Origin of the sequence: Kosakonia sp. S42 (genome assembly GCF_016624785.1) — a bacterium.
Classification (GTDB): Bacteria; Pseudomonadota; Gammaproteobacteria; order Enterobacterales; family Enterobacteriaceae; genus Kosakonia; species Kosakonia cowanii.
In genome coordinates, this window is sequence record NZ_JACVTW010000015.1 from 17,005 (window position 1) to 41,094 (window position 24,090).

Genomic DNA, 24,090 nt, shown 5'->3' on the forward strand with positions numbered 1-24,090 from the left:
GAAAAGAGTAGCGACTATGACATATTCACTCGCCGGCGCTGAACAGGCGCTGCTGGCTAAACGAGACACCCTGAACCTGCGCTGGTATCCGCGCTACCACCTCGCGGCGCGCGCAGGCTGGATGAACGACCCGAACGGGCTGGTGTGGTTCGATGGCTGGTACCACGCCTTTTATCAGCATCACCCCTATTCAACACAGTGGGGGCCGATGCACTGGGGGCATGCGCGCAGTAAAGATCTGCTGCACTGGGAGCATCTGCCGGTGGCGCTGGCGCCTGAAGGCCCGGCTGATAAAGATGGCTGCTTTTCCGGCTCGGCGGTGGTCGATGGCGACACGCTGGCGCTGATCTACACCGGGCATAAATTTCACGGCGATGCCACGGATGAGGCCAATCTCTATCAGGTGCAGTGCCTGGCCACCAGCCGCGACGGCATCCATTTTGAACGTCATGGAATGGTGCTGGATACGCCGCCCGGGCTGCACCACTTTCGCGATCCAAAAGTGTGGCGGGAAGGGGACGAGTGGTACATGGTCGTCGGCGCACGCGACGGCGAAACGGGCCATGTTCGTCTTTACCGCTCCGGCGATCTGCGCGAGTGGCAGGACGCTGGCGTGCTGGATGAGGCGGAAAAAGCGCTCGGCTTTATGTGGGAGTGCCCGGACTTCTTCACCCTCGGCGACAAACGGGTACTGATGTTCTCGCCGCAAGGCATCGCGGCGCAGGGCTACAACAACCGTAATCTCTTCCAGAGCGGCTATATTCTCGGCCAGTGGCAACCGGGCCAGCCTTTTGTGCGCGAAAGCGAGTTTATCGAGCTGGATCACGGCCATGACTTCTATGCGCCGCAAAGCCTGCTGACGCCTGATGGGCGGCGGATTGTTATTGGCTGGCTGGATATGTGGGAATCGCCGCTGCCAGAGCAGAAGGATGGCTGGGCCGGAATGCTGTCGCTGCCGCGCGAAGTGAGCCTGAGCGCCGATAACCGCGTGCAGATGCGCCCGGCAAGAGAGGTGGAAACCCTGCGCGGCGCGTGGATGCCGTGGCCGGTTACGCTGCTTGAGGATCAGCAAATCACGCTGCCGGAGAACGGCGAGGCGCTGGAGGTGCTCCTGCGCTGGGAGTGCGCTGACAGCAGCGCGGAGCAGTATGGCGTCAGCCTCGGTGAGGGGCTGCGCATTTATGTTGATGCGCAAATGCAGCGCCTGGTGCTGGCGCGCCACTATCCGCAGTATGGGCTGTGCGGTATGCGCAGCGTGCCGGTTGATATCAACGCATCGCTGGAACTGCGCCTCTTCTTCGACAGCTCGTCAGTTGAGGTGTTTGTTAATGACGGTGAGGCGTGTCTTAGCAGCCGCATCTATCCTGATGCTGATAAGCGCGCGCTCGCGCTGTTTGCGTGGAGCGGTTCGGCACGCGTGACAGAAGCCGGGGCCTGGACGCTGGCGTAACAGACGTTAAAGAGTCCACGGCCGCGTGGGCTCTTTAAGCACGGGCAGTATCGCGTCGTTGTCGCTTTTAAGTGTGAGTAAAACTCACACTAACCGTCACTATTTATCGTTTTATAAACAGACCCGCAGTGAAATACCCTCATCTCAGCCCCGTTATCTCCCGGGCACACACTTTTAATGACACGCAAAAATGAGAATGAAGGGGGCGCAGGTGACGTTGGATCTTTTATTGCAGTTGGTAGATCTTTTATCAGAGCGGAAAAATAACGCTGCTGGCCGGGCGCAGCGTAAACCGCTAAACGGCGCGCATTTACACGATCTTATTAGCATGCTTTCAGCGGAGAATAGCCGCGCTGAAACGGTATCGGCATTAATACTGCGCCTGCATATTCTTGCCGCAGCCCACAGCGACCCCACCAAAGCCGAGGCGTTGCTGATGGCGAATCTGGATAATGAGGAGAACAACTTTCCGCTGCTCGATTTATCCCGCTGGCCGCAGGTGCGTTACGCTGTTTCAGGGGAGTTGCAGACCCCGGAGTCTGAAGCCTATTTTCACTCCGTGACCTCTGCCGTGACGGTGTTACGCACGGCGATAATTGAGGCCGAGCGCGCAAAGGGTGTGCCCGCGTTTTATATCCTCGATAACGTGCTCAACCTTAATAGCGCGCTGCCGGAGAGATATAAAAAGATGGCTAATATCCTTTACTGATAAACCACCCATAGCGTCCCGGCTGCCGCACTATTTCTGCCGCGTGTTATTTGCTCACTTATTTACTACCCGCCGGGCATACCGTGGTTACAGGTTATTCCGGCAGGTAGGCATAATTTTCGGGTGACATAAGGTAGAGGAAGAAATTAATTACCCAAAAGTCGTGGGGCGCTTATCTTCGTCTCGACACGGTTTATGAAGAGACGTAGATCGGCGGAGTTAAACCATACCGTTATTGCCATGGCGCAAAAAGGCCGGGCGACGGTTCAGCCTTGCGAACCATGCATCGATCGCTGGTACCTCCGGATGGGGCAGCGGCGTCATCTTCCAGCGGTTTACCGAGAGGCCGAGCACGATATCCGCCAGGCTAAAGCTTTCGCCCGCCGCCCATGCGCCGGTGCGTTCAAGCTGCTGTTCAACGATTTCAATGCAGCGATTCCACTCGATAATCCCCCGGGCAATGGCATTTTCATCGTTATAGGCGGGGTTTTTGCGGGCAAGGGCAGGGAAGGCGTAGCGCCAGGCGTTGTTGAACTCCGTCGCCTGCCAGTCCATCCACTGCTCAACGCGGGCGGCGGCCTGCGCTTCACCGGGCAGCAGATCGTCTCGTCCGGCTTTGCGCGCCAGGTAGCGACAAATCGAATTCGACTCCCATAATACGAACCCTTCATCAATCACCACCGGCACCAGCGCGTTGGGGTTCATGGCTCTGAACGCCGCCGTCTCCGTTGAGGCAAAGCCGCTTCCGTACTCTTCCAGCAGATAGTCGATACCGGCCTCTTCGCATGTCCAGAGCACCTTACGCACATTGATGGATGACTTTTTACCAAGGATCTTCAACATACCTATTTTTTCCTTCAGGAGAGGTTAACGGGGACTATCATCACGCTGTTAATGGTGTCATTGAGGTCACTCTTTCTCGCTATCGAGATAGGCGATCTCCAGTGGCGGCAACAGAGGCGTGTGCGCACTTAACCAGTGCAGAAGGCGCTCAACACTCTGGTATCTGCATGAGTTTTTCGGCCAGACAAGGTAGTAGCCATCTCCTGTAGCAACCGCTTCCTTAAAAGGAAGGGCGAGAAGCCCGCTGTTAAGTGCTTCAGCAGTAAGGCTAAGGTCGGATACCGCGACGCCATGGCCGTTGATGGCGGCGATGCACCCCTGTTCAAGGGTGTCGAAGACTTTGCCGAAACTCATATCCAGCCCCGGGGAAAAGCCGGTTCTTTTTAACCACCGTCGCCAGTCTCGTCTGTCCGGTGAGGGATGGATAAGATCGCCCGGTTCAAGCTTCTGCCGCACGGATTCGACCATCGAGGGGTGACAGACCGGAATGAGCCACTCCTGAAAAAGCAGCCTGCTCTCAGTGGAGTCGCCAAAGTAGCCATTGCCAAGCAGAATGGCGCAGTCGTACGGCTCGCGCATAAAATCAACGTTGTCGATGTCCATCCAGACGCTGGCGATATCAACTTTGAATTTCCCATGGTTCTCATGAAAGCTCTTCAGCACGTCAAGCAGCCAGCGGATGGTAAGCGTGCTGGGGGCTTTAAGGCGCAGAAGATGGCTGGCACTTTTGAAGGCGCGGCAGGCCCATTCAATGCTGTTAAAACTTTCATTAAGTTGCCCGGCCAGAACGCGACCGGCTTCACTTACCTCCACCCGCGGGCCCTGCCTGATGAAAAGCTCACATTCGAACCAGAGCTCAAGAGTGCGGACATGCCGGCTGACAGCACCCGGCGTGATATTCAATAGCGCCGCTGCTTTACTGAATGAGTTAAATCGTGCCGCAGCTTCGAACGCGCGCAGGGCATACAGCGGAGGTAAGGACATAATTTCCCTTAATAAAAGGTGCGATCACCCGGCTAGCAGCCTGAATCGATAATGCTAAAAAGCACCGTATAAATCAAAAACGTACTGTCGGTTATGGCGTATCTGTCGCTATCTCTTCTGCAGGGAAGGTGAGCAGCACTTGCCTGAGCAGGGAACCAAGCTGTTCACGTTGAGCGAGGGAAAGATTCTCCAGCAGCCTGTTTTGCGTTGCGGTATGCACCACCAGCGCCTGCTCGATAAGGCGTCGCCCATGCGGCGTCAGGCTGACCCGTGTGCTGCGCTTATCATCAGGATCGCTGATGCGCGCTATAAGCCCCTGTTGTTCGAGATGATTGAGGCGGTTAGTCATTGCGCCGGAGGTGATCAGCAGCGATTTATAGAGCTGTGTTGGCGAAAGTGAGTAGGGCTCACCTGCACGGCGCAGGGTGGCGAGCACATCAAACTCACCCTCGCGAAAGCCGAACGGTGCCATCGCCTGTGCCCGTACTTTTGCCAGATGTTTAAGCAGCCGCAGCATGCGACCAAAAACTTCCATCGATGAGGCATCCAGCTCAGGCATGGCCTTGCCCCACTGACCGACGACAAAATCCACATGGTCCTGCATATATCCCCCCGTGACAGGCAAATTTATCGTGTTGTGCACTGCCTCTTACACCGGTCGCTATTTTATCTTAACGTTAAGATAAATGCTCGCGACGTTTTGTCCGGGTTGCTAACTTCTTAAAGGAACCCTTGTGAAACAGATTACCCCTTCGCCGTTTATCTTCGCGATTATCGCGTTTATTGTCGGGCTGAATCTGCGCCCGATCCTGGCTTCCACAGGACCGCTTTTTAGCGTATTGCAGCGCGAAGCAGGGCTATCGGCCACGCAGTTCAGCCTGCTTACCACTCTGCCGGTTGTGATGATGGGGCTGGCTGCCTTATGTGGTCCCTGGCTTTTAGCCAGACCCGGGGCAGTGCGCGGGATCATGGCAGCCCTGTTCATCCTGCTGCTGGCCTGTTTGCTGCGCGGAGTGAGCACCTCAATGAGCGGCCTGATGGGCACCGCGTTAGTCGGCGGAGCGAGTATCGGCATGATTCAGGCATTGATGCCCGCGCTGATTAAAAAGGCGTATGCGCAGTCGGCCAGTACGGTGATGTCGCTGTTCAGCACCGGGATTATGGCGGGTGCCGCGATGGCTGCCGCCAGCGCTGAGCCGCTGTTTTCATGGCTTGAACTCAAGCCTACGCTTGCCATGCCGGGGGTAGTCGCACTTGTTGCCCTGTTGCTCTGGATGACGGTCGCCAGGCATCTTCACGGCGAAAAAGCGGTGTATGAAAAGGTGGCGCTCAACCCCTCACGCAGCACACTGTTGTTACTCTTTTTTGGTATCGGAACGGGTGCCTACACGCTGGTATTAGCCTGGCTGCCGCCGCTCTATATTCAGGCAGGGTGGAGCGCGCGCAGCAGTGGATATATGCTGGCCTGGCTGACATTAACCGAAGTGGTCGCCGGTTTTGCGGTTTCAGCGTTGATTCATAAATTCCCCGATCGCCGGGTGCCGCTGATTGCGGTGCTGTTGCTGCTGCTGGCGGGGCTGATGTCTCTTATCTTTGCTCCCGGCTCGATGCCGGTTATCTCGACACTGCTGCTTGGCGTGGGTATCGGCGCGCTGTTCCCGCTCTCGCTGATTGTTACCTTCGATCACGCCCGTACGCCCGCTGAGGCGGGGACGTTACTGTCGCGAGTGCAGGGTGGAGGTTATATGATTGCCGCACTGATGCCTTTGCTTGCCGGTATCGTTCGTGACAGCACTGTTTCACTGACGAGCGCGTGGCTGGTGATGAGCGCGGGCGTCGTGGTAATGATTTTCATCGCCATCAACTTTAAGCCGGTCGTGGCGAAGCCGCAGGGGGCACTCGATGCAGAGTGCTGAGGCTGTTTTAACATCAAAACCATCTGAAGGAGTCAGTATGTTGCACGCTATGTCCGATCTGGACGTGCTGTTTGTCGCAGGGTTTGGCCCCATCTCACAACATCCAGCGGTAAGCGCTGGCTTTTATCAACAGGCGCTCGGGCTGCCGCTCAAGCCTATGGCGGGCAATAGCGACTATTTATCCTCAGAAGAGGGGGCGCTAAAAGGGGTGATGCACTTTGCCGTCTGGCCGCTTTCACAGGCGGCACTATCTTGTTTTGGCGCAGACCAGTGGCCAGCCGACCTGCCGATACCGCAGGGGTGGATTGAGTATGAGGTCAGGGATCTTGAGTCAGCGACCCGCAAAATGCGCGATATGGGTTACCGCCTGTTAGTGGAAAATCACACCGAAGCATGGGGGCAAACCGTGACCCGCCTGCTTAGCCCTGAAGGGCTGCTTACCGGGCTGACAGTCACCCCCTGGCTTCGTGATTAACACGATGTGAGCAGATTCAGAAGAACAGGCCAGCAACTGCGGGCCTGTTTTAGTGCATATGGCACACTTTTCTCCTTAACCATTATTAGCGGGTAATTTTAATGCTCATCGACAAGAGGCCGCAAAGCCCGTTGCTGATGGCAGAGTGCATCTGGCTGTTTTTTATTAACTGCGTCACAAAACATTAAGAAATCTCCGCAAAGTTGAAACCGGGCCCGCTCGCGCACCACTCAACCCTATCGTTGCGGGGTGAGCTGCTCATTTCGCAAGTCATCAACTGACCGGTTGCTGATAACCGGCACAACCTGGCGGAGTGAGAATAATGGAGATAAACAGAAGTCACGGGCGCACACCTACACCTGGGCATGAGGATATTGCCCTGCGTTCACGTACTGCCGCGTCGACCAGCGCCGCTGCGGTCGTAGATCCTACACAAGCAGCCCGGCTACAGGAGATCGCGCGTATTGAGCGCACCCTGGAAACTGAATCTGTCGGTGGAGCAGAGGTCCGCGAACACATGCATGGTGTTGCGGTAAGGCTGGCTGAGATGGGAGAGACTGCAGATGATGTTGCAACAGTTATTCAAAACGCTCGCAAGAATGATAAAGGAACATCCGCATTAGCCGAGGCCGCCATGGGGTTAGCCTATGGGCTTTCTGGCATGCCCGGCGACCTGGCGGGCAAGGCGCTGGCGCAAAAACTGAATCTGGAACCCGGTACGCCGGGACACGATTTTGTTACTGGCCTGACCGGGGGGCTCACGGCGGTCGCTTTTAAGGCCGTCGTCTCCAAACTTGTCGATAACAGCCTCAAAGACGGGAAATGGATGCAGGCTGATAAAGAGGCACTCGAGCCATTTATGCAGGAGGTGATGAAAAGGCACGGATCCACAGGGCATAAAGTGAAAAATGCGGCACTGGGAGGGTCAGGGTATAACATGCGCAACCCGGTGACCGCAGCGATTTCAGCCGGTACGCAGAAACTCGCGGAAAACGCGCCGAGCACGAAACCGGTGGAGATACTCAAAGGGATTGGTAAACCAGGGTATCTCATCAATCAGGGGGCGGGTCTGCTCTTAACAACCGGGGCCGGAGCGGCGAGCGGCGTGGTGCAGAATCAGTTCGACCATTTGCACGGTGCGGAGTATCTGTTTGGCCGCCATGACTGGCAGGAGCGTTACATGGCATTAGCCAGCGGGCGTAAGCATAGCGCTGAAGGTGGCCGGTTTGATGCCCTGAAGAATAACCTCACCACGCCAAAAAATTGGGGTAAAGCCGTGCTCAATCTTGTCGCGCTCTCTCAGCTCGTGGAAGGCTTTGCGTTGGGAGGTGGGCTGGGGCTGGCAAATATGTCAAAAAGCGCAGCGAGTAAGGCTATGGCGTCGTCTATGTCTAAAGGACTGGGCAGTGTTAACGATGTCATGAAAAATTCGACTAACCGCGCCATTCGCGAACTCGCAGGCCAGGGCGCTTACCTTCCGGTGGCGGCGGTGGCCTATTTTTCACAAGGGGCGGCGGCAATCGCCTATGACGCGATGAAAAAAGCGACGAAAAACGCACTTGGGCTAGGTGACGGAAGCAGCACAAGTTCATCATCATCTACCAACACGGATACAACCGACGGCAGCGCCCATTTAACTTCAGGGGAAAGAACTCCGGAAGGCACCTCAGCGTCAGTCTCTGGCACCGAGGCAAGAGCTTCTACAGCATCGCCAGCGCCAGAGGCTGGCACCGAGGCAAGGGCTTCTACAGAATCGCCAGCGACAGAAGCTGGCACCGAGGCAAGAGCCTCTACAGCATCGCCAGCGTCAGAGCCTGGCACTGAGGCAAGGGCTTCTACAGCATCGCCAGCGCCAGAGGCTGGCACTGAGGCAAGAGCCTCTACAGAATCGCCAGCACCAGAGGTTAGCACCGGGGCAAGAGCTTCTACAGAAACGCCAGCGGCAATTGCTGGTACCCGGACGAAAACGCCGTCAGAAGCAAGCAAGCCGGACAGCGCCAGCGTGCATTCCAAAGCCTCTGGCGCGCTGCCTAAGACCCCGTCTGAGTATTTACATGCGTTGCTTGAGGAGATGGATCCCCAGGAATTGTTGCGCGCCTTCCCGGAGCGGGAGGACATCCTGACCCCACGTCCTGAGAGAATAACCCCGGCTATGTTTGCAGCCATTATTGAACACCTTGAGGCTGAAGCAGAGAAGATGAGCGAGCGTATCGCCGAGATGATCCCGCTGCCGGACTCCTTACCGACATCATCTGCGTCATCAGTGGCATCCGGGCCATCAGCGTCATCAGAAGCCGCAGCGCCAGCGGGATCGCCAGAGCCTGAAGCAGCGAAATCGCCAGAAGCCGCAGGGCCAGCAGGATCGCCAGAGCCTGAAGAGCCGAAAAAAGCTTCCTGATACCCCCCCTCTTAAAAGCCGCAGCGATGCGGCTTTTTTTTCGCCTTAATTTTCGCTGTAGCACGCTCTGCCCGGAACCCGCGCCGCGCGCTGTCCACTCAATCATACCCCGGTAAAACCGGTAGGGATGCGTCAGCGTGACTGGCGCTAATGATTACGCTTAGTTGAGAGGACAGAAGGATGAATATCTCGTCAGGTTCGATTTTTGGGCCGATACAGCCGCAAATGCCTGATTTCAGCGCGCTCGATGAAAAAAACGTAGCCTCGTTCAGCCCGACAGATTTTGCTGGCGGCAGCCAGGCAATTAATTTTGGCAATGATGCCATGAGCGGCACGGATTTCAGCAGCCTCACCGCCACGCCCGGCAGTGAGAGCAGTATGGATCCGATGCAGATGCAGGGGCTAATGCAGCAGTTGGGCCCGCAAATACAAGCACTACTGCAACTGCTGATGATGCTGCAGCAGCTCTTTTCCGGTCAGCAGCAAAATAACAGCGCAGGTGCTGGAGCGGGTAGCGGCGGCGGGGCAGGGATGCCGGGCGGCTCAGCAGAAGAGGGGGCTGCGCCCGCCGCACCGGGGAACGCCGCTGTGCAGCAGCCTGTTAATCAGCCTGCCGCCGCCTCTGCGCAACAGCCGGGCAGTGCGGCACAACCGGGTTCCCCCTCCAGTGCTGCACTGAACACGCCTGCCCAGCAGACACCGGCATCCGGCGGCGTTCCGCTGATAAAAGGCGAGTCGGGGCTGCATTTACCTGCGCCGCTACTCGATCATGAGAAGGCGATAATGCATGCCGCCAGAGAGACCGACCAACCGCCTGAAGTGCTGGCGGGGCAAATCTGGCAGGAGTCACGCGGGAAAATCGATGCGACCACCGTTAACGGCGGCAATGGGCTTTCCGACAGCGGCCTGATGCAGGTCAATTCGAACACCTTCGCCGATCTGCAAAGCAGATACCCGCATCTGCTGGGAGCGGATGCCAGCCCCTCCAACCCTAAAGATAGCATTATGGCCGGCGCGCTCTATTTGAAAGAGCAGCGGCAGGCGTTTGGCGGCGATCTCGGTGCCGGGCTGCGGGCCTATAACTCAGGGCCGGGGAATGTGAATGTCAACGATCTGACGGATATCTCGAAAACCGGTACCGGCGATGCAACCTATGTCGGGAAAGTGCTCAATTTTGCCGACATTATCTCCAGCGGCAAAGGTACGTTACCTGCATAGCAGGCAAAAAAAGTCCCTGTACCGGGTACAGGGACTCACAACAGTAAGGTAATAAATCAGGCAAACGGCGGCGGTTCGTTCTTCCCTTTTCCTCCGGCATTCTCCACCGCAATCTGCACGGTGTCGGTAGCGGCCGTAATGCCCCAGCCAATCGGCCCACGCGCCACGCTCATTCCACCCTCAGCCAGACCTTTCAGGCCACCGGTGAAGACTTCGCCCAGATTACGGGCCTCGCCAATGTTGTTAAAGAAAGGCGCAGCAACAGATTTGAGAATCGGGATATTCGACAATATCTTGCCGAACTCGCCCATCCCCCACTGGAAGTTGTCTTTATTGGTCCCATCCTTTCTTACGTGCGTATCATTGGTTTGCGGCAGCTGTTTATTCTCCGGCAGCATTTTCAGCCCCTGTTCGGCGATATCCTTCAGTACACCCGCCTCGGTACCGTGGCGGGCGTCGCCATCCTTGGTGATGCCCTCTATTTTATCGTTAGCAGAGATCTCCGTTCGCTCGCTGCCATCGCGCGCATTGAGGCCTTTTATGCTGTTTAACACGCAGGCCATGTTATACGCCGCATCAGCACGACTCTTCGGATCTTTATTGGCATCCGTCCAGTCACCAAAGCGCTCTTTTAGCTGCTCGCGCTTGATATCTTTCTGATTGCCGAGGTTTTTCAGCACCGGGTTTTCATCAATGATCTGCTCAGCGCTGCGGTTATCACCCGGCGGACGGCCCTTCAGGTTATCTTCCGTTGGCCTGACGCTGAGGTCCTTCTCACTGGTCCGCACGCCATCGCCCGTTGCCTGCGGCGTCTCTTCACCTGTGGTTTCGCTGGCAAATAACGCCGCGGGCATCGTTTCCTCATTAGCGGCGGGATCAACAAGCGCACCCAGTCCAACCTGCTTTAACAGCTGATCGAACTGTTGGGTCGGATCGCCCAGTCCTGCCAGCGGCGTTCCGCTAGTGCCGGAGTAGCAGATCGGCAGATCGTTACCCAGACCCGGCAAAGAAGATCCGGGCAGGGGAGTGGTTAATGGCAGGTTACCCGGCAGTTGCCCGCCGGGTGAAAAAGCGGGGGTGATCCCCCCCGCGCCAGGTACTTGCATAACCATATAAGCCCCCCTGAATTAGAGCTGCGTATTTTTCTGGGAAGATTGCCCCTGACCGCCGCTCAACAGACCCTGCAACAGTGACGTCAGCCCCAACAGCGACAGCAGGTTTTGCATCATCCCACCCTGTTGACCGCCACCGTCAGCCGCTCCCTGAGCAGGAGCCTGCGGTGCATTCCCGCTCTGTTCGCCGCTGTCTGCCCCCTTGCCTTTGTCGAGACCCATCATCTGCTGCAGCAGTTGCTGGAGCATCTGCATCAGCTGCTCAAGCGGGTTACCGCTCTTATTCGCACCCTGGGACGGTGCCGGGGTCGTTGGCTGTTCCGGCTGCTGCGCCTTATTACCGCCGCCCAACAGCTGCTGCAGGCCTAACAGCATCATAAGCTGCTGCATTAAGCCGCCGCCCGGCAGTGAGTTGCTGCCGCTCGCCGGCGCGTTTGCACCGTTTGACTGGCCGTTGCTTTGGCTTCCGCCAAGGCCGCCAAGCCCGGTTAATGAAGCGAGCGTGCTCAGGCCGCCAAAGGCGTTACTGGCAAAAGAGAGCGGGCCCATTTTCGAATTATTGAGGAAAGATAACGGCGAGGACTTGCCTGGCTGATCGGGCAGGTCTGGTTTGCCTGACGGCGTGCCCCCCGGTTTGCCTGGCATATTCGCCGGCGGGAAATCGGCTCGGTTTGCGTTTGTTGCTCCACCACCAAATCCTGGAATCTTCATAAATGTGTTCCTCAGAGTTAATAAGTCAGCGATCGGTTGGGCAGCAGCCGCAGCGGTAACATTTTGCAAACCTAATTCATGCCGTTTGCACAATTTTACCTTTCGGGCTGATGCTGCCTCGCACTGTGAGTGGCGATTGTTCCAGGGTAGTTCCGCTTAAAAATCTCTGTTTGTGATGCGCATTCCGAGTTTTAAAACTTATCGCCGCAGCCGTTTTGTACTCAATCAATTGTTTTCAAATCTCTTTTTTTAAAGCAGGTAAGGAAATCCTTACCTGCTGAGCGGCTATCCCTACGAAATAATAATCCTGGACTGATAGCGGGGATTTCCTGATTGAGTGAGAGTGAGGCCGCTGTAAATTTGTAATTCTTTACATCAGGCTCAACTTCCAAAAAATCCACAAGCGCTGAATTACCCGCGCGTCCCGTGCAAGGCGCGCTTACGTGAAGCTAATGGAGAATGTATGGTTCGTCTTACCAGGACAGAGTTAATCCAGGGGACTGCAGATGAGGGGAGTGAGGATAACGTTTTACGCCAGGTTGACTCCCGCCCACGCGCGGCGGCGGGTTATCCGGAACCTGTGACCGATATCCATACCCATCTGTATAAGATTTTAAATACGATTGCACCGTTAAAAATTGATGTCCTCATCGAGGGGGAAACGGGTACCGGGAAAGATGCACTGGCCCGGCGGTTGTACCAGCTTTCCGGCTGTCGCGGCCCGATGGTGCCGGTTAACTGTGCGGCCATCCCGGAGACACTGGCCGAAAGCGAGCTGTTCGGGGTGATGGCCGGGGCGTTTACCGGCGCGAGCACCTCCCGCGCGGGCTATATTGAGAGCGCCAATCATGGCGTGCTGTTTCTGGATGAAATAGACAGTATGCCGCTCACGGTGCAGGCCAAGCTGCTGCGGGTACTGGAAAACCGGGCGGTGGAGCGACTCGGCAGCACCAAAAGTATTGAACTCGATCTGCGCGTGGTCGCCGCCTCGCAAATTCCACTCTCGCAGCTGGTGGCGCAGGGGCGTTTTCGCCGCGATCTCTTCTTTCGCCTCGACACGATTAAACTTGCCACGCCAACCGTGCGGTCGCGGCCGGAGCTGATCCTGCCGATGTTTCGCCGCTTCACCCAGGAAGCGGCGATGCGCCTGAATCAGCCGCTGCCGCCGGGGTCGCCCGTGCTGGATGAAACCCTGCTGCTGCATAGCTGGCCGGGGAATATCCGCGAGCTGAAAGCGGCGGCGGAACGCTTTGTGCTGGGCTTACCGCCGCTGTGCTGTGAGATAAAACAGGAGGGGCGCGGGCTACTGAAAGAGCGGCTGCGGCGCATTGAGCGCAGCCTGATCCACGACTGCCTGAAACGGCACGGTAATCGTATTGATGACGTTATTCTTGAGTTAGGTATTCCCAGGCGCACCCTCTATCACCGCCTGAAGCTGTTAAAACTTACCGCCTGACATGTCGCCCGCCCCTCTCGCGGTGGGCCAGAAGGCCTCTTCTGCATAAATTTTTTCTTTGCGATGGAACCAGGTGGCTTCGTTTATCACTTAATGAACGCAACACCCAAATACAACCCATCATTAACGCGAGGAATTACTATGTCAGGTGCTAGCTTACTTGCCAACGGGATCACCAACGCCGCCTCTGCTTACACTCAGGTTGCCGGTGCCTATAGTGGTGCGAAATATATGGTCCGTTCGCAGCAGGCGATGGACAAAATGCAGGAAAACCAGGCCGATAAAATGGATCGCGATGTAGAGTTCCAGCGCATTAACGGCATCGCCGAAAGTAATGCGCAGGCCGCATCCGCCGCAGCCCAGGTCAAAATTCAGTACTAATCGACTCCGGCAGGGAGACGTTATCCACGACTCCCTGCTCACTCACCTACAGGAGTTTTGCTGATGAAAGTCTCTCAATCTCCCTCGCTTACCTCCGAACCGGTACCGTCAGTCGACATCTACGATGAAGCACCGTCGGTGGAAGATATTCAGTGGTTTAATGCAAAGCTTAATGGCGCCGCGCCTGAAAGCAGCAAGGCGGCCTCTTCGGAGCCGGGCGTGGTCGGCAATGTTCTGCAATCCCTTAGCGGCAACCAGCGTGCGCAAAAAGATGCCTTTCACGATCTCAGGGTCGCGTCGCGATCCTCCAGTGCGGAAGATTTCTCCCGCGCTAATGCGCAGCTGTCCAATTACTACATTGAGAGCCTGATGAACGCCAAAGTGATCGCCAAAACCGTTCAGTCAGTCGACAAACTCAGCAACCTGCAGTGAAGCTTATGAATGGCCCTGTCATTAAATGCCTCTGCGCCCTGTGGCTGGCGCTGCTGCTTACCGGCTGCGGTGACCAGACCCAGTTGCACAGCGGGCTTTCGGAAAACGACGCCAACGATGTGGTGGCAGAACTGAGCCGCTTTAAGATCGAAGCGGAAAAACAGGTCTCCAAAGAGGGCGTGAGCGTCAGCGTCGCGCGCGGTGATATCGAGCGGGCGGTGAATATCCTCAATGCCGCCGGGCTACCGCATCAGGCGCGGACCAACCTCGGCGCGGTGTTTCAGAAAAGCGGCGTTATCTCCAGCCCGCTGGAGGAGCGCGCCCGCTATATCTATGCCCTGTCGCAGGAGGTAGAAGCGACACTGTCACAAATTGATGGCGTAGTGGTGGCGCGGGTGCATGTGGTGCTGCCGGAGCGTATAGCCCCCGGCGAGCCGGTACAGCCCGCTTCCGCCTCGGTCTTTATCAAGTATCACGAAAACCTGGATCCGGACAGTATCGAGCCGCGCATTCGCCGGCTGGTGGCAACCAGTATTCCGGGGCTCGGCGGGCGTGATGACCGCGACCTGGCGATTGTCTTTGTCCCGGCGAAAGCCTGGCAAGACAGAGTTGTAATGGTGCAACTGGGGCCGTTTCAGCTGACCCCCGAGCGTTACGGCATGGTCAAAATAGTGGCAACCTGCTTTGGGGTGCTGCTGCTATTACTGGTGGCGAACGCCTTTATTCGTCAGGCACTGAATCGTAAGCGCCAGGCGGCAGAGGCGAAGTGACGGATATGCAGAGCGCTGCGCCCGACGAGCAACTCGCCCTGCGCTGGCTGCGCTGGTGGCACGCTGACTTTTGGTTGCAGGCGGATGAAAGCTGGCGTACCCAGCCGCTGGCCCGCCTATCTGCACCTTTGCAGAGACACTATCTGCGCCAGCATGCCGCGTGCTGGCAGCGCACGCTGGGGGTGCCCGGCGAACTGGTGGAACCCGAGCCGATGGTGCTGGCGATCGGCGACTTAAGCTGCGAGCAGCGCGCGCAACTGCTGGTGTTAGTGGCAGAAATTTGCGCCGGGGGCATGCCGCTACCCGCTGAGTTAAAGATCTGGTTAAGGCGTGTGGCGAAAGGGATGCGCACCGAGTGCTGGCTGCCCGCCGGGCTGTTCACCGCCGGCGGCAGCGCCGACAGCCTCTGCCTGCTGCAAGCGTTATTCCCGGCCATCTGGCCGCGCCTGCGGCTGCTCTTTCCTGCAAGCGATGCGCCTCTCAAACCGGCGCTCTCACTGCCTCTCCATCGTCTGCGTCCTTTATGGGAAGCGGCGCTCTGGCAGGTGCAACAACATTCGGAAGCGACGCGCGATGTGGAAACTTAAAAGCCTGCACCTGCCGGACGGTAGCGCGCCAGCAGGTAATTTGCTACGCCGCGAGGAGATTGCGCTCGGGCTTGAAGCGGCCGCCATTATTGCGTTGGCTCATAAAGAGGCGCAGACGATCCGCGAGCAGGCATGCGCCGAGGCGCAAGCTGAAAGGGAGGCCTGCCAGCGCGAATGGGAAGCCGCGTTCTGGCAGCAGGCGCAGACACTGCTTACTGACTGGCAGCAACAGCGCGCAGCCGAAGAGGCGCATCTGGTGGTGCTTGCCGGGAAGATTGTCAACGAGGCGCTGCAACACCTGCTTGATGAGGTGGACGATGAGCGCCGTTTTCACGCGCTGCTCAAACAGCTGTTGCGTCACCATCCGCGCCAGCAGCAGGCGACGCTCTATTGCGCAAGCCTACAGGAGCAGGAGATCCACAGCTGGCTCGCCGCGCAGCCGCAACTTAGCTGGACACTGTGCGCCGACCCGATGCTTGCGCCAGACCATTTGCGGCTGATCACCGACGCGGGCGAACTGATGGTGGACTGGCAAACGCTGCGCCAGCAGCTCGCGCCCGCACGTGCAGAAGAGGAGGCATAAAAAAAGCAAAATATGTGGAACTGCTTCGCTTGCCGCACCACTTAAAAGTGGTGCCTAACAAGAGGAGTGAACAACATGAGTTCAAACGATCTGTTCCAGCGTCAGTTATCTACCAACTCCGCCCGCAAACATCATGAAGCCTATCAGTTTGCCCGCGACATCTCGGGCGAATCCTTCAGTCTTGCGGATATGTATGCCTTCCAGAACCGGCTGCAGGATATGTCCAACGCCAGCTGGGCAAGCTCGCAATATACCCAGTTTAAGTTTGGTATCCGTAAAGCGATTATCGACGCTATTAACTAAGCCCCTGTCAGCAAGGAGTCAGGCGTGTTTACGTTTTCTTTTCCGGGCCGCCTGCTGGCGGCCATTACCCTGCTGGTGCTGAGTATGGGCATCACTAACGCCCGTATGCCCGATGAGTGGAAAAACGGTGCGTATGCCTATTCGGCAGATAACACCCCGCTCAGCATTATTCTTGAAGATTTTGCCACCAGCTTTGGTGTCGAGATCAATCTTGGCACGCTGGGCGACAGCAATGTCACCGGTAAACTGCGCGCAGAGAGCCCGGAAGCGTTTCTTAATCGCCTGGCGCTTGAGTATCGCTTTCAGTGGTTTGTCTACAACAACACGCTCTACGTCAGCCCGCAGGCTGCGCAAACCTCCCAACGTATTGAGATTTCGCCGGAAGCGGCGCCGGATCTGAAAGAGGCGCTGCGCGGCGTCGGCCTGCTGGAGCCACGCTTCGGCTGGGGCGAACTGCCGGATGAGGGCGTGGTGCTGGTGACCGGGCCGCCGGAGTATGTACGCCAGATAACTGAATTTGCCCGCAAATCGGAGAGCAAACCGCAAGCCGAGGAGAGTAAAGATATGATGGCTTTCCCGCTGCGCTATGCGGCCGTGGCGGATCGCACCATTCGCTATCGCGATCAGGAGCTGCTGGTGCCGGGGGTAGCCACCATTCTGAATGAACTGCTGGGCCAGGCCAGCAGCGCCTCTGCCGGGGGCAGCTCATCAGGCCAGGGGGATGATGAGCAGGTATCCCGTGAACAGTCGCAAACGATTTTAAATGAGCTGATTAATCGCAATATGCCGGTCTCCGGGCGTAAAAAAGCGCCGGTCAGCAAGCTGGCGGGGAAAGTGTCGGCGGATGTGCGTAACAACCTGCTGCTGGTGCGGGACGATCCGAAAACCCGTAGCTCCTACCAGGCGTTAATTAACTCCATTGATGTTCCGCAAAAGCTGATTGAGATCGATGCGGTGATTGTCGATATCGACCGCAGCGCGCTGAAGCGCTTCTCCAGCAGCCTGGGCGGTCAGTTCGGCAGTGTCGCCAGCGGCGCTAATATGCTCTCCGGTGCCAGCACGCTGTTTGTCACCGATTTCCAGCGCTTCTTTGCCAGTATCGAAGCGATGGAGGGGGAAGGGACGGCAACGATTATCGCCAACCCAACCATCCTGACGCTGGAGAATCAGCCTGCGGTGATTGATTTCAGCGATACCGCTTTTATTCGCGCCATTGGCGAGCGGGTGGCAGATATTCAGTCTGTTACCGCCGGGACCAGCCTGCGGGTAACGCCACGCGCCATCAGCACCTCACAAAAATCGGCTATCCAGCTCATTGTTGATGTGGAAGATGGCAAGCTCAATAAAGATGACGATGGCGACGCACAAGGCACCCATAACGCCGCGGTCAGTACCCAGGCGCTGGTGGAAGCGCGGCGCTCACTGGTTCTGGGCGGTTTTCACTCCAAAGAGACGGGCGATCGCGAGCGACGCATCCCGATCCTTGGCAGCATTCCGCTGATTGGCAAGCTCTTTACCTCCACGCGCTACGAAACCTCCCAGCGTGAGCGGCTGTTTATTATTACGCCGCATTTGATTGGCGACCAGGTCGATCCCTCGCGCTATATCGCTGCCGAGTCGCGCGAGCAGCTTAATAATGCGATGGATGAGGTGACCAACCGCCATAAATACACCGACATTCGCGGGATGGTGGAAGGTGCGATGCGCGACCTGGCCCTGAACCGGGTGCCGACGGGGATGACCAGCGGCGGCACCGGCCAGACACTCTCCGCGTTGTGCCGTATTCCGGGCGCGTTCCAGAGCGATTTCCGCCGCCATCAGTGGTACGGCAACAGCAGCGTACAGATAACCGTTGGGGTGATCACCAATAACACCCGTCAGACGCAGCGGTTTGATGAGAGCGTCTGCCGCAGCGATCGCACGCTGGCGGTGGCAGTCTGGCCGCGCGCTGAACTGCCGCCGGGAGGATCGGCGGAGGTGTTTGTTGCCTTTGACAGCAATGCCCCGGCACGCCCGTCGCGCGCTTCGCTGCTCTCGGCATCAGGCGGCGCACCGGCACAAAACTTCAACTGAGCTGATAAGGAAAAAGCATGTTACTGCGAATGATGTTGCTTGCCGCCGCCGCGCTAATGCTGAGCGCCTGTGCGCGGCCGCAGGCCGGGTGTAACGACGTAAGCTGCCGCCCGTCGTCCGATCTGCATAAGCTCACCATCTGGTGGCAACCGCAACTGCGTAATGGCCTGAACGACTACACGCAGATAGCGGTGGATAACTAACCCCGTTTCGGCAGTCTCAGACCCCGGGCGATCGCCGGGGCCGTATTTGAGCGAGGATCATCATGGCTATTCACCTCCCTTTTCTGGGAAGCCTGCGTGCGGCGCAATCTGTGTCGCACGCCAGCACAGGTAACGCGATTCCGTTACGTCAGTTTTCCCGCCGCCCGCAGCAGACCGCAGGCGGCTCGCTGGATCAGGAGGTGGCCAGCCAGGCCGCGCCAACCCTGCGCCAGCAGGCAGCCGAAGCCCGCCAGCGTATGGGAAGCCTGCGCCAGAGCCTCAGCCGCCTGCGGGAAACGCGCCACCCTCAACCCATACCCGGCGCGTCGAACAGCACCCGCCCGCCGGAGGTTAACAACAGCGCACCGGTGGCCGCGAGCAGGCGCCACAGTGAAGCCGCACCCGACGAACCGCCGTTACGCCCGATGCGCGAGCCGGAACCCTGGCCGTCCCGCCGCCGCCATCTGCTTTCCCCCATTGAAGAGGAGCGCTACGCCGCGCTGCAAGAGAGCCAGCGCAACACCCAGCAACAGCGGGCATACCGCGCGGGGGAAGAAAATGCAGCCACGCGGCGAGGTGGCCTGCAACCGCAGTTTGCCCGGCTTGCGCTTGCGGATAACGGCAGCTTAAGCGTTATTGAGAGCGCGTCGGAGCCGCTCACCGCGCTGCTCAACGAAACCCTCGCTCACCCCCGGCATCGCTGGCTGGCGCATCAGGCCAGCGACGATAATTGCCAGCATCTCCTGCTGGACCCTGGTGGCAGGCTCTTTACGCTGCAAGGTTCACCGGTGGCGTTTATCGGCCTGACCAGCAGCCGTCCGCTGCCCGGCTGGCAGCATCTGAAACCGCAGCAGCGTCTTGCGGCGCTACCGGATGAGGCGACCCAGGCGCTGATGACCGGCATCTTTCGCCACCAGCGCAAAATCACCGGCGGTGATGAAGCAGGCGGTAGCCCGGCAGGTGAGGCTGTTTCAGAGCAACTGCGCGAGCACAACGGGCGGCTCTACCGGCTAAACGAAGCCGCCATGCGCTGGGAACAGGTCGATAAAGATGAAGAGAAAAGCTACAGCAAGTTAAGCAAGCAGCCCGACGGCATGATGTATGCCATTTACGATAAGAAGACCCTGCATAATCTCTCCAGCGGCGAGAAATCGGCAAAAACTGGCAAAATCACCGCCTATTGTGTCAGCGCGCAGGGTTCTGCACTGCTGCTCCTCAGCGATGAGAAAACTGCCGAACAGTCGGTGATGTTGCTCAACACCCTCAGCGCGAAAAAAGAGCAGCAGCAGAAAATCACCCTCAAAACTCTGAACGCGGAAGGCGATAAGCAGACTTTTCACGCCACCGGCGCCGCGCTGCATAACGATCATCTCTATGCGCTGGACAGCGAAGGGGGGCTGTGGAGCGCTGCATTACCACAGGCGCAGGAGGACAGCGAGATTGTTATGCAGCCTGATATGAAGCAGGCGGCGCTGTCGGAGCAACTGGGCGCAGGGGTGATGTTCAGCAGCCTGCTCTCCCATCAGGATGGAGAGCTGATGGCGGTGGTGAAAAGCGGTGCTGACCAGAAACATCTCTGTGCGCGCAATGCGCAAGGGCAGTTTGCGGCGCGCTGGAATCTCAGCGAGAGCCTGGTGCTGGATCATCATGAAGGTCTGTTTCAGCCGCGCCCCTTAGCTCATGAGAGCATCGACCTTGGCCGCGCCGGGCAACTGCTGGTGCATGAAGGCAAACTCTATGCCTGGGATAAAAACGCCGGGCGCTGGGAGGCGAGCCAGGAGAAGGCGGATAGCATCAAGCGGGCGCAGGATGGCAGCGGCTGGGTGATCCGTGACGGGCTGCCTTCGCGCGTTAAGATAAGCCAGAAGAGCGACAAAATTGACGGGGCGCATCATCGTTTCGCCCTGCGGCAGTTAAAAGCCAGCCTGAGCGTGGAACTGCCGCTGCCGGGGTTTGATGAGAGTAATAAAGCGCGCGCCATTGCGCCGCTGGATGGCGAGCACTGTGCGGCGATAAGCGAAACCAACACCCTGCAATATCACCGCACCCAGGCCGGAACCCGGCAGGCGCATAAGATGATGCAAACCCTGACCAAAGCGGGGATCGCCAACTGGCTGCCGCACACCCGGGCGACGCTGCCTGCTAACGGCGAGGGCAACACCCTTACGGATATCACCACCGATCAGAAGCGTAACCTCTATGTTCTCGACTCACAGGGCAGACTGTGGACGATGCCGGAAGCGGAGTGGCGCGCATCCCCCGGGAGCCGCCCGGATGCGCGCTGGCAGTCGGTGACGCTGCCCCCCGACCTGGGGCCAGTAGAGCGACTGCATAACAGTTCCAGCGGCGCGCTGATGGTGGCGGACAGAGGCGGGCGCAGCGCGATTTTGCAACTGGCCGGTATGCCGCAGGAAAGGAGGGATGAACAGCAAGAGGGCGCAAATCAGCCGCCAATCGCGCTGGAGGCGAGCTGGCGGGTAGAGGGGGAGTTTGACCCGACGGCACTGCCCGTCAGCACGCCCCGGCAGGAGCCGCTAAAAGCGATGGAGCGGCTGGATGAAGCCTCGAAAAGTGTCAACCTTCGCGGCATGACGCTCAAGTATGAAACCAGCATCGCCGGAATGACCGGACGTGACGGTAACCATGTCAACAGCCGCCTGCGCGACCGGCTTGGCGCGCACTTGATCAATACCCGGTTAACCACGCCAAGACCCCTGAAAACCGCCTGGTACGCCACGCGCCATAACTGGCAGGGGCGTGACGGGCTGCGTCCGCTCTATGCGCAACAGGCGCAGCTCTATCAGCGGCTTAAAACCTTACAGGCAGCGCCTGGCGCGACGCCGCAGGAGAGTTTAGCGGCGCGGCTCGCCGCGCTCGATACCCGCCATTTTGATCGGCAGTTTATCGGCCACCTGCAAAACCTTATCGACACGGTTGCCGACAGCGTGCAGCACCACGGCACGCTGCTCGGGCAGCATATGGGCGCGTTACGCGGGGACGGGCGTGAAAAAGAGGAGTTCAGCCCCTCGCGGATCAAGGCGGCCACCCAGGCGCTCAACCCCTACAGTGATGATGAGAACCTGCTGAAACAGCTGGATGCGGTCTACCGACGCTATCCGCTGCGCGAGGGCAGCAGCACACCGGTAAGCCACTTGCAGGCAAGCGGCGTGGTGGCCCGGCACCAGAAAGCGCAGCCGCCGCTGGGGCGCATGCGCGATCCCCATGATGAGATGGGGCTGGTGAAATCCCGCCTGATCCTTGATGGATTAATGATGTCCGCGCTGCACGAGGTGGTGGATCAGATGGCTGACTGTAACGCTAACCCGCAGGCCAGCCTGGCGCAGGTTGCGGCGATTAAAGAGCGGGTGCGTTTTTTGCGTGACGAGGAGTATGGCGAAAACCTGGTGCAGAAGGCCACCAGTCAGGGTTTTTTAAATAATAGCCAGCTGGAGGCCTGCTACGACGCCATCAAATCCTTTATTAATGCGCTGAGTAAGCCGCACCATGGCCTGAATATGACCACCCGCACGGTGCTGAAAACCCCCGACCAGCAGCAGATGGCAGCGCAACTTCTCAACACGCTCAAAGCGCTGGAGCCGGGGGAGAACTTCGCTTTTGGTCGTAACTATGGCGGTATGGTGACCCTGTCGGTGATCCCCGGCGGGGAGGTGATCGGTATTCCGGGCGTGCGCGGCAACCTCGATCGCGCCTACAGCGCCAGCTTCTCCCGGAATGATGGGGGGATTAACGTCACCTTTAGCCGTAACGGCGGCGGCACCGGTACGGTGTTTGGTGCCGTAGGCTGGAACCCGTTAAGCCAGCTTACCGACAGCAGCAAAAAGGAGCCTGGCGGCAACCGCAGTATCGCCCCTTCGGTGCGGCTGGGGGGGCTGGTGGCCATCGCCATGCAGCGCCAGTTACAAAACAGCGTCAGCTTTACCCTGAGCGAAGCGGAGTTGCAGCCTTTTATCGCGCAGCTTACCGGCGGAGAACTTAATCCCGGCGAGCTGCTGGAGAGGGGCGTCAGCCATAAAGTGAAGCAGGGCACTACCCTTAACTTTACTGTTGATGCCACGGCAATGGCGATGGCTGGCGGCGGTCTGCGCTTTCCCGTCGCTGGCGGTGACGGCAAGAAAAACAGCGCCACGGCGCGCGCCGGGGGTATGGCGCAACTGGGGGCGAATATCCTCAATGCGCAACGTGAGCGCTCTACCACTCACAGCGCGACGGGCAGCACGCTCGGCCGCAGCGATAACCGCCTGCGGATGTTTAACACCGCCAGCGCCGGGGTCGGCCTGAATGGCGGGGTGGGCATCACCGCCAGGCCGGCGTCGAACCTGCGCATCCCGCTGTTTGGCGTCAACAGCACCACCATTCAGGCCAGCATTGATAACCGCACCAAACACAGTATGAGTATCGATATCGCCCGGGCTGAGCCCGTTCACCCGCGCCAGCTGGAGAAGCTGATAGAGCAGGCAGGCAGCAACTTTGACAATCCGCAAACCAATAAGCTGTTGCAGGAGATAAAGGATGCCGACAAACCGCCAGAAAAAGCGAAAAGCGAGCTTTCGGCCGGGCTAAACGCGCTGCAAAAAGCGAGCCTGAGCGCGCGCAAGGCGCACGCAGGCACCTTACGTCCGCTTTCGAAAAGCGAACGCAACACGCTTGAGGCGTTGGATAAAGCGAACGGTGCGGCAAAGGCAAAAGAGAATAGCGCTCCGTTCAGCACCTTTTTGCAGGATGAACCGCAGGCAACGGCCAATAAGCTCGATAAACTGCTGACGCATCTGCTGGCGCTGACGCCTGCCAACAATGGTCAGTACGGTGTGATTAACAGCGCCCGGGCGCTGGATCTACAACGCCAGGCGCATGGGCTGCACTGCCATCAGCTCAACAGCGCCGAGTATCAGAGCACTTATAACAATCTGCGCAAAGTCGACAGCAATAACCTGATGCATGTGGTGCACAGCCTGTTTGCCAGCGAACTGCCGGAGAGCGCCGCCGAGGCGATTAGCCGTTTTATGGAGGAGAAGCCGCTGCTTAAAGAGGCGATCCGCGAGCTGCAAAAAAACCGCAACACCCAGGCGGTAGTGACCCTTGAGCTACACGATGATCGGCGCTATGCGCTTCAGCAAATGTGGCTGCGCCATGAAACCCAGCCGGAGGAGGTCGCAGCGCTGCTGCGCGATCGGCACAGCCTGCGGGTCAAATCGATTGCTTTTAGCGAAACCGACAGCAAACAAGAGGGCATCTCCGTCCCGCTGTTTGTCGCCGGAAGCAGTAGCGCCGCCAGCGTCAGCGTCACTCGTAATCTCGGAAAAATTAACTTTAACTATGGTGCAAACCAACTGTCACCTCTCGCCTTTACCCTTGAGGGCGAAATCGCCCACGCCAGCCAGGCGCTGGTGGATGCGTTGACGAATGCCGAAATTCAGGAGAAGCGTGGGCGGCTGTAACCCGCGTTAAATCTCACTTTTACAGGAGTT

21 protein-coding genes are annotated in these 24,090 nt (G+C 58.2%); 16 read left to right on the top strand and 5 right to left on the bottom strand.

Features of this window, described 5'->3' with window-relative positions; translation table 11 throughout:
• Positions 1-16 precede the first annotated feature (16 nt).
• Together IAE50_RS16465 and IAE50_RS16470 are read left to right on the top strand one after the other, a co-directional pair.
• The gene (locus IAE50_RS16465) at positions 17-1,450 is read left to right on the top strand and encodes a glycoside hydrolase family 32 protein (protein WP_200580730.1); all 1,434 of its coding nucleotides are present in this window, start codon (positions 17-19) and stop codon (positions 1,448-1,450) included.
• Between the two features lie 211 nt (positions 1,451-1,661).
• Positions 1,662-2,159 (top strand): hypothetical protein, encoded by a 498-nt coding sequence (locus tag IAE50_RS16470; RefSeq protein ID WP_200580731.1) that lies wholly within the window; start codon positions 1,662-1,664, stop codon positions 2,157-2,159.
• 219 nt (positions 2,160-2,378) lie between these two features.
• On the opposite strand, the gene IAE50_RS16475 is transcribed toward IAE50_RS16470, so the two are convergent.
• The 3 genes from IAE50_RS16475 to IAE50_RS16485 all read right to left on the bottom strand — a co-directional run bounded on the left by IAE50_RS16475 (position 2,379) and on the right by IAE50_RS16485 (position 4,590).
• Positions 2,379-3,002 (bottom strand): glutathione S-transferase family protein, encoded by a 624-nt coding sequence (locus IAE50_RS16475; RefSeq protein ID WP_200580732.1) that lies wholly within the window; start codon positions 3,000-3,002, stop codon positions 2,379-2,381.
• Between the two features lie 66 nt (positions 3,003-3,068).
• Entirely contained in the window at positions 3,069-3,986 is a 918-nt protein-coding gene (locus IAE50_RS16480) for a LysR substrate-binding domain-containing protein (protein WP_200580733.1), read from the bottom strand.
• 91 nt (positions 3,987-4,077) lie between these two features.
• The gene (locus tag IAE50_RS16485) at positions 4,078-4,590 is read right to left on the bottom strand and encodes a MarR family winged helix-turn-helix transcriptional regulator (RefSeq protein ID WP_094419727.1); all 513 of its coding nucleotides are present in this window, start codon (positions 4,588-4,590) and stop codon (positions 4,078-4,080) included.
• 130 nt (positions 4,591-4,720) lie between these two features.
• Between IAE50_RS16485 and IAE50_RS16490 the strand changes: the two genes are divergently transcribed.
• The 4 genes from IAE50_RS16490 (at position 4,721) to IAE50_RS16505 (ending at position 9,993) form a co-directional block, all read left to right on the top strand.
• Positions 4,721-5,902: an MFS transporter gene (locus tag IAE50_RS16490; protein ID WP_200580734.1), complete on the top strand. Its 1,182-nt coding sequence runs from the start codon at positions 4,721-4,723 to the stop codon at positions 5,900-5,902.
• Positions 5,903-5,939: 37 nt separating this feature from the next.
• A complete protein-coding gene (locus tag IAE50_RS16495) occupies positions 5,940-6,377 on the top strand; it encodes a VOC family protein (RefSeq protein ID WP_200580735.1) in 438 nt (145 codons plus the stop codon).
• Positions 6,378-6,699: 322 nt separating this feature from the next.
• Positions 6,700-8,775, top strand: a complete 2,076-nt coding sequence (locus tag IAE50_RS16500; RefSeq protein WP_200580736.1) for a hypothetical protein — start codon at positions 6,700-6,702, stop codon at positions 8,773-8,775.
• A gap of 180 nt (positions 8,776-8,955) precedes the next feature.
• The gene (locus tag IAE50_RS16505) at positions 8,956-9,993 is read left to right on the top strand and encodes a lytic transglycosylase domain-containing protein (protein WP_200580737.1); all 1,038 of its coding nucleotides are present in this window, start codon (positions 8,956-8,958) and stop codon (positions 9,991-9,993) included.
• 56 nt (positions 9,994-10,049) lie between these two features.
• On the opposite strand, the gene IAE50_RS16510 is transcribed toward IAE50_RS16505, so the two are convergent.
• Both IAE50_RS16510 and IAE50_RS16515 read right to left on the bottom strand, forming a co-directional pair.
• Positions 10,050-11,105, bottom strand: a complete 1,056-nt coding sequence (locus IAE50_RS16510) for a hypothetical protein (protein WP_094419732.1) — start codon at positions 11,103-11,105, stop codon at positions 10,050-10,052.
• 15 nt (positions 11,106-11,120) lie between these two features.
• Positions 11,121-11,816 (bottom strand): hypothetical protein, encoded by a 696-nt coding sequence (locus IAE50_RS16515; RefSeq protein WP_200580738.1) that lies wholly within the window; start codon positions 11,814-11,816, stop codon positions 11,121-11,123.
• Between the two features lie 463 nt (positions 11,817-12,279).
• On the opposite strand from IAE50_RS16515, the gene IAE50_RS16520 reads away from it, so the two are divergent.
• The 10 genes from IAE50_RS16520 (at position 12,280) to IAE50_RS16565 (ending at position 24,060) form a co-directional block, all read left to right on the top strand.
• Positions 12,280-13,272: a sigma 54-interacting transcriptional regulator gene (locus IAE50_RS16520; protein WP_042711762.1), complete on the top strand. Its 993-nt coding sequence runs from the start codon at positions 12,280-12,282 to the stop codon at positions 13,270-13,272.
• Between the two features lie 141 nt (positions 13,273-13,413).
• Positions 13,414-13,653, top strand: a complete 240-nt coding sequence (locus tag IAE50_RS16525) for a hypothetical protein (protein WP_094419734.1) — start codon at positions 13,414-13,416, stop codon at positions 13,651-13,653.
• A 63-nt stretch (positions 13,654-13,716) separates the two neighbouring features.
• The gene (locus IAE50_RS16530; protein ID WP_200580739.1) at positions 13,717-14,085 is read left to right on the top strand and encodes an EscI/YscI/HrpB family type III secretion system inner rod protein; all 369 of its coding nucleotides are present in this window, start codon (positions 13,717-13,719) and stop codon (positions 14,083-14,085) included.
• 5 nt (positions 14,086-14,090) lie between these two features.
• The gene (gene sctJ, locus IAE50_RS16535; protein WP_200580740.1) at positions 14,091-14,855 is read left to right on the top strand and encodes a type III secretion system inner membrane ring lipoprotein SctJ; all 765 of its coding nucleotides are present in this window, start codon (positions 14,091-14,093) and stop codon (positions 14,853-14,855) included.
• 5 nt (positions 14,856-14,860) lie between these two features.
• Complete coding sequence (locus IAE50_RS16540) at positions 14,861-15,442, top strand: serine kinase (RefSeq protein WP_200580768.1); 582 nt, start codon at positions 14,861-14,863, stop codon at positions 15,440-15,442.
• Positions 15,429-16,025 (top strand): type III secretion system stator protein SctL, encoded by a 597-nt coding sequence (gene sctL, locus IAE50_RS16545; RefSeq protein ID WP_200580741.1) that lies wholly within the window; start codon positions 15,429-15,431, stop codon positions 16,023-16,025. The genes IAE50_RS16540 and sctL overlap by 14 nt, the downstream gene beginning before the upstream one ends.
• Positions 16,026-16,100: 75 nt before the next feature.
• Complete coding sequence (locus IAE50_RS16550; RefSeq protein ID WP_042711770.1) at positions 16,101-16,328, top strand: HrpF protein; 228 nt, start codon at positions 16,101-16,103, stop codon at positions 16,326-16,328.
• Between the two features lie 24 nt (positions 16,329-16,352).
• The gene (gene sctC, locus IAE50_RS16555; protein ID WP_200580742.1) at positions 16,353-18,401 is read left to right on the top strand and encodes a type III secretion system outer membrane ring subunit SctC; all 2,049 of its coding nucleotides are present in this window, start codon (positions 16,353-16,355) and stop codon (positions 18,399-18,401) included.
• Positions 18,402-18,418: 17 nt separating this feature from the next.
• The gene (gene hrpT, locus IAE50_RS16560) at positions 18,419-18,604 is read left to right on the top strand and encodes an HrpT family type III secretion system protein (protein WP_200580743.1); all 186 of its coding nucleotides are present in this window, start codon (positions 18,419-18,421) and stop codon (positions 18,602-18,604) included.
• A gap of 62 nt (positions 18,605-18,666) precedes the next feature.
• Positions 18,667-24,060, top strand: coding sequence for an AvrE-family type 3 secretion system effector (locus IAE50_RS16565; RefSeq protein ID WP_200580744.1), 5,394 nt, complete (start codon positions 18,667-18,669; stop codon positions 24,058-24,060).
• The last annotated feature ends 30 nt before the right edge of the window (positions 24,061-24,090 follow it).

Bases quoted from the DNA above. Each gene is read 5' to 3' on its own strand.
- IAE50_RS16465 (WP_200580730.1), top strand. From the start codon at position 17: ATGACATATTCACTCGCCGGCGCTGAACAGGCGCTGCTGGCTAAACGA.
- IAE50_RS16475 (WP_200580732.1), bottom strand. From the start codon at position 3,002: ATGTTGAAGATCCTTGGTAAAAAGTCATCCATCAATGTGCGTAAGGTG.
- IAE50_RS16480 (WP_200580733.1), bottom strand. From the start codon at position 3,986: ATGTCCTTACCTCCGCTGTATGCCCTGCGCGCGTTCGAAGCTGCGGCA.
- IAE50_RS16485 (WP_094419727.1), bottom strand. From the start codon at position 4,590: ATGCAGGACCATGTGGATTTTGTCGTCGGTCAGTGGGGCAAGGCCATG.
- IAE50_RS16495 (WP_200580735.1), top strand. From the start codon at position 5,940: ATGTTGCACGCTATGTCCGATCTGGACGTGCTGTTTGTCGCAGGGTTT.
- IAE50_RS16500 (WP_200580736.1), top strand. From the start codon at position 6,700: ATGGAGATAAACAGAAGTCACGGGCGCACACCTACACCTGGGCATGAG.
- IAE50_RS16505 (WP_200580737.1), top strand. From the start codon at position 8,956: ATGAATATCTCGTCAGGTTCGATTTTTGGGCCGATACAGCCGCAAATG.
- IAE50_RS16510 (WP_094419732.1), bottom strand. From the start codon at position 11,105: ATGGTTATGCAAGTACCTGGCGCGGGGGGGATCACCCCCGCTTTTTCA.
- IAE50_RS16515 (WP_200580738.1), bottom strand. From the start codon at position 11,816: ATGAAGATTCCAGGATTTGGTGGTGGAGCAACAAACGCAAACCGAGCC.
- IAE50_RS16520 (WP_042711762.1), top strand. From the start codon at position 12,280: ATGGTTCGTCTTACCAGGACAGAGTTAATCCAGGGGACTGCAGATGAG.
- IAE50_RS16525 (WP_094419734.1), top strand. From the start codon at position 13,414: ATGTCAGGTGCTAGCTTACTTGCCAACGGGATCACCAACGCCGCCTCT.
- IAE50_RS16530 (WP_200580739.1), top strand. From the start codon at position 13,717: ATGAAAGTCTCTCAATCTCCCTCGCTTACCTCCGAACCGGTACCGTCA.
- sctJ (WP_200580740.1), top strand. From the start codon at position 14,091: ATGAATGGCCCTGTCATTAAATGCCTCTGCGCCCTGTGGCTGGCGCTG.
- IAE50_RS16540 (WP_200580768.1), top strand. From the start codon at position 14,861: ATGCAGAGCGCTGCGCCCGACGAGCAACTCGCCCTGCGCTGGCTGCGC.
- sctL (WP_200580741.1), top strand. From the start codon at position 15,429: ATGTGGAAACTTAAAAGCCTGCACCTGCCGGACGGTAGCGCGCCAGCA.
- IAE50_RS16550 (WP_042711770.1), top strand. From the start codon at position 16,101: ATGAGTTCAAACGATCTGTTCCAGCGTCAGTTATCTACCAACTCCGCC.
- hrpT (WP_200580743.1), top strand. From the start codon at position 18,419: ATGTTACTGCGAATGATGTTGCTTGCCGCCGCCGCGCTAATGCTGAGC.
- IAE50_RS16565 (WP_200580744.1), top strand. From the start codon at position 18,667: ATGGCTATTCACCTCCCTTTTCTGGGAAGCCTGCGTGCGGCGCAATCT.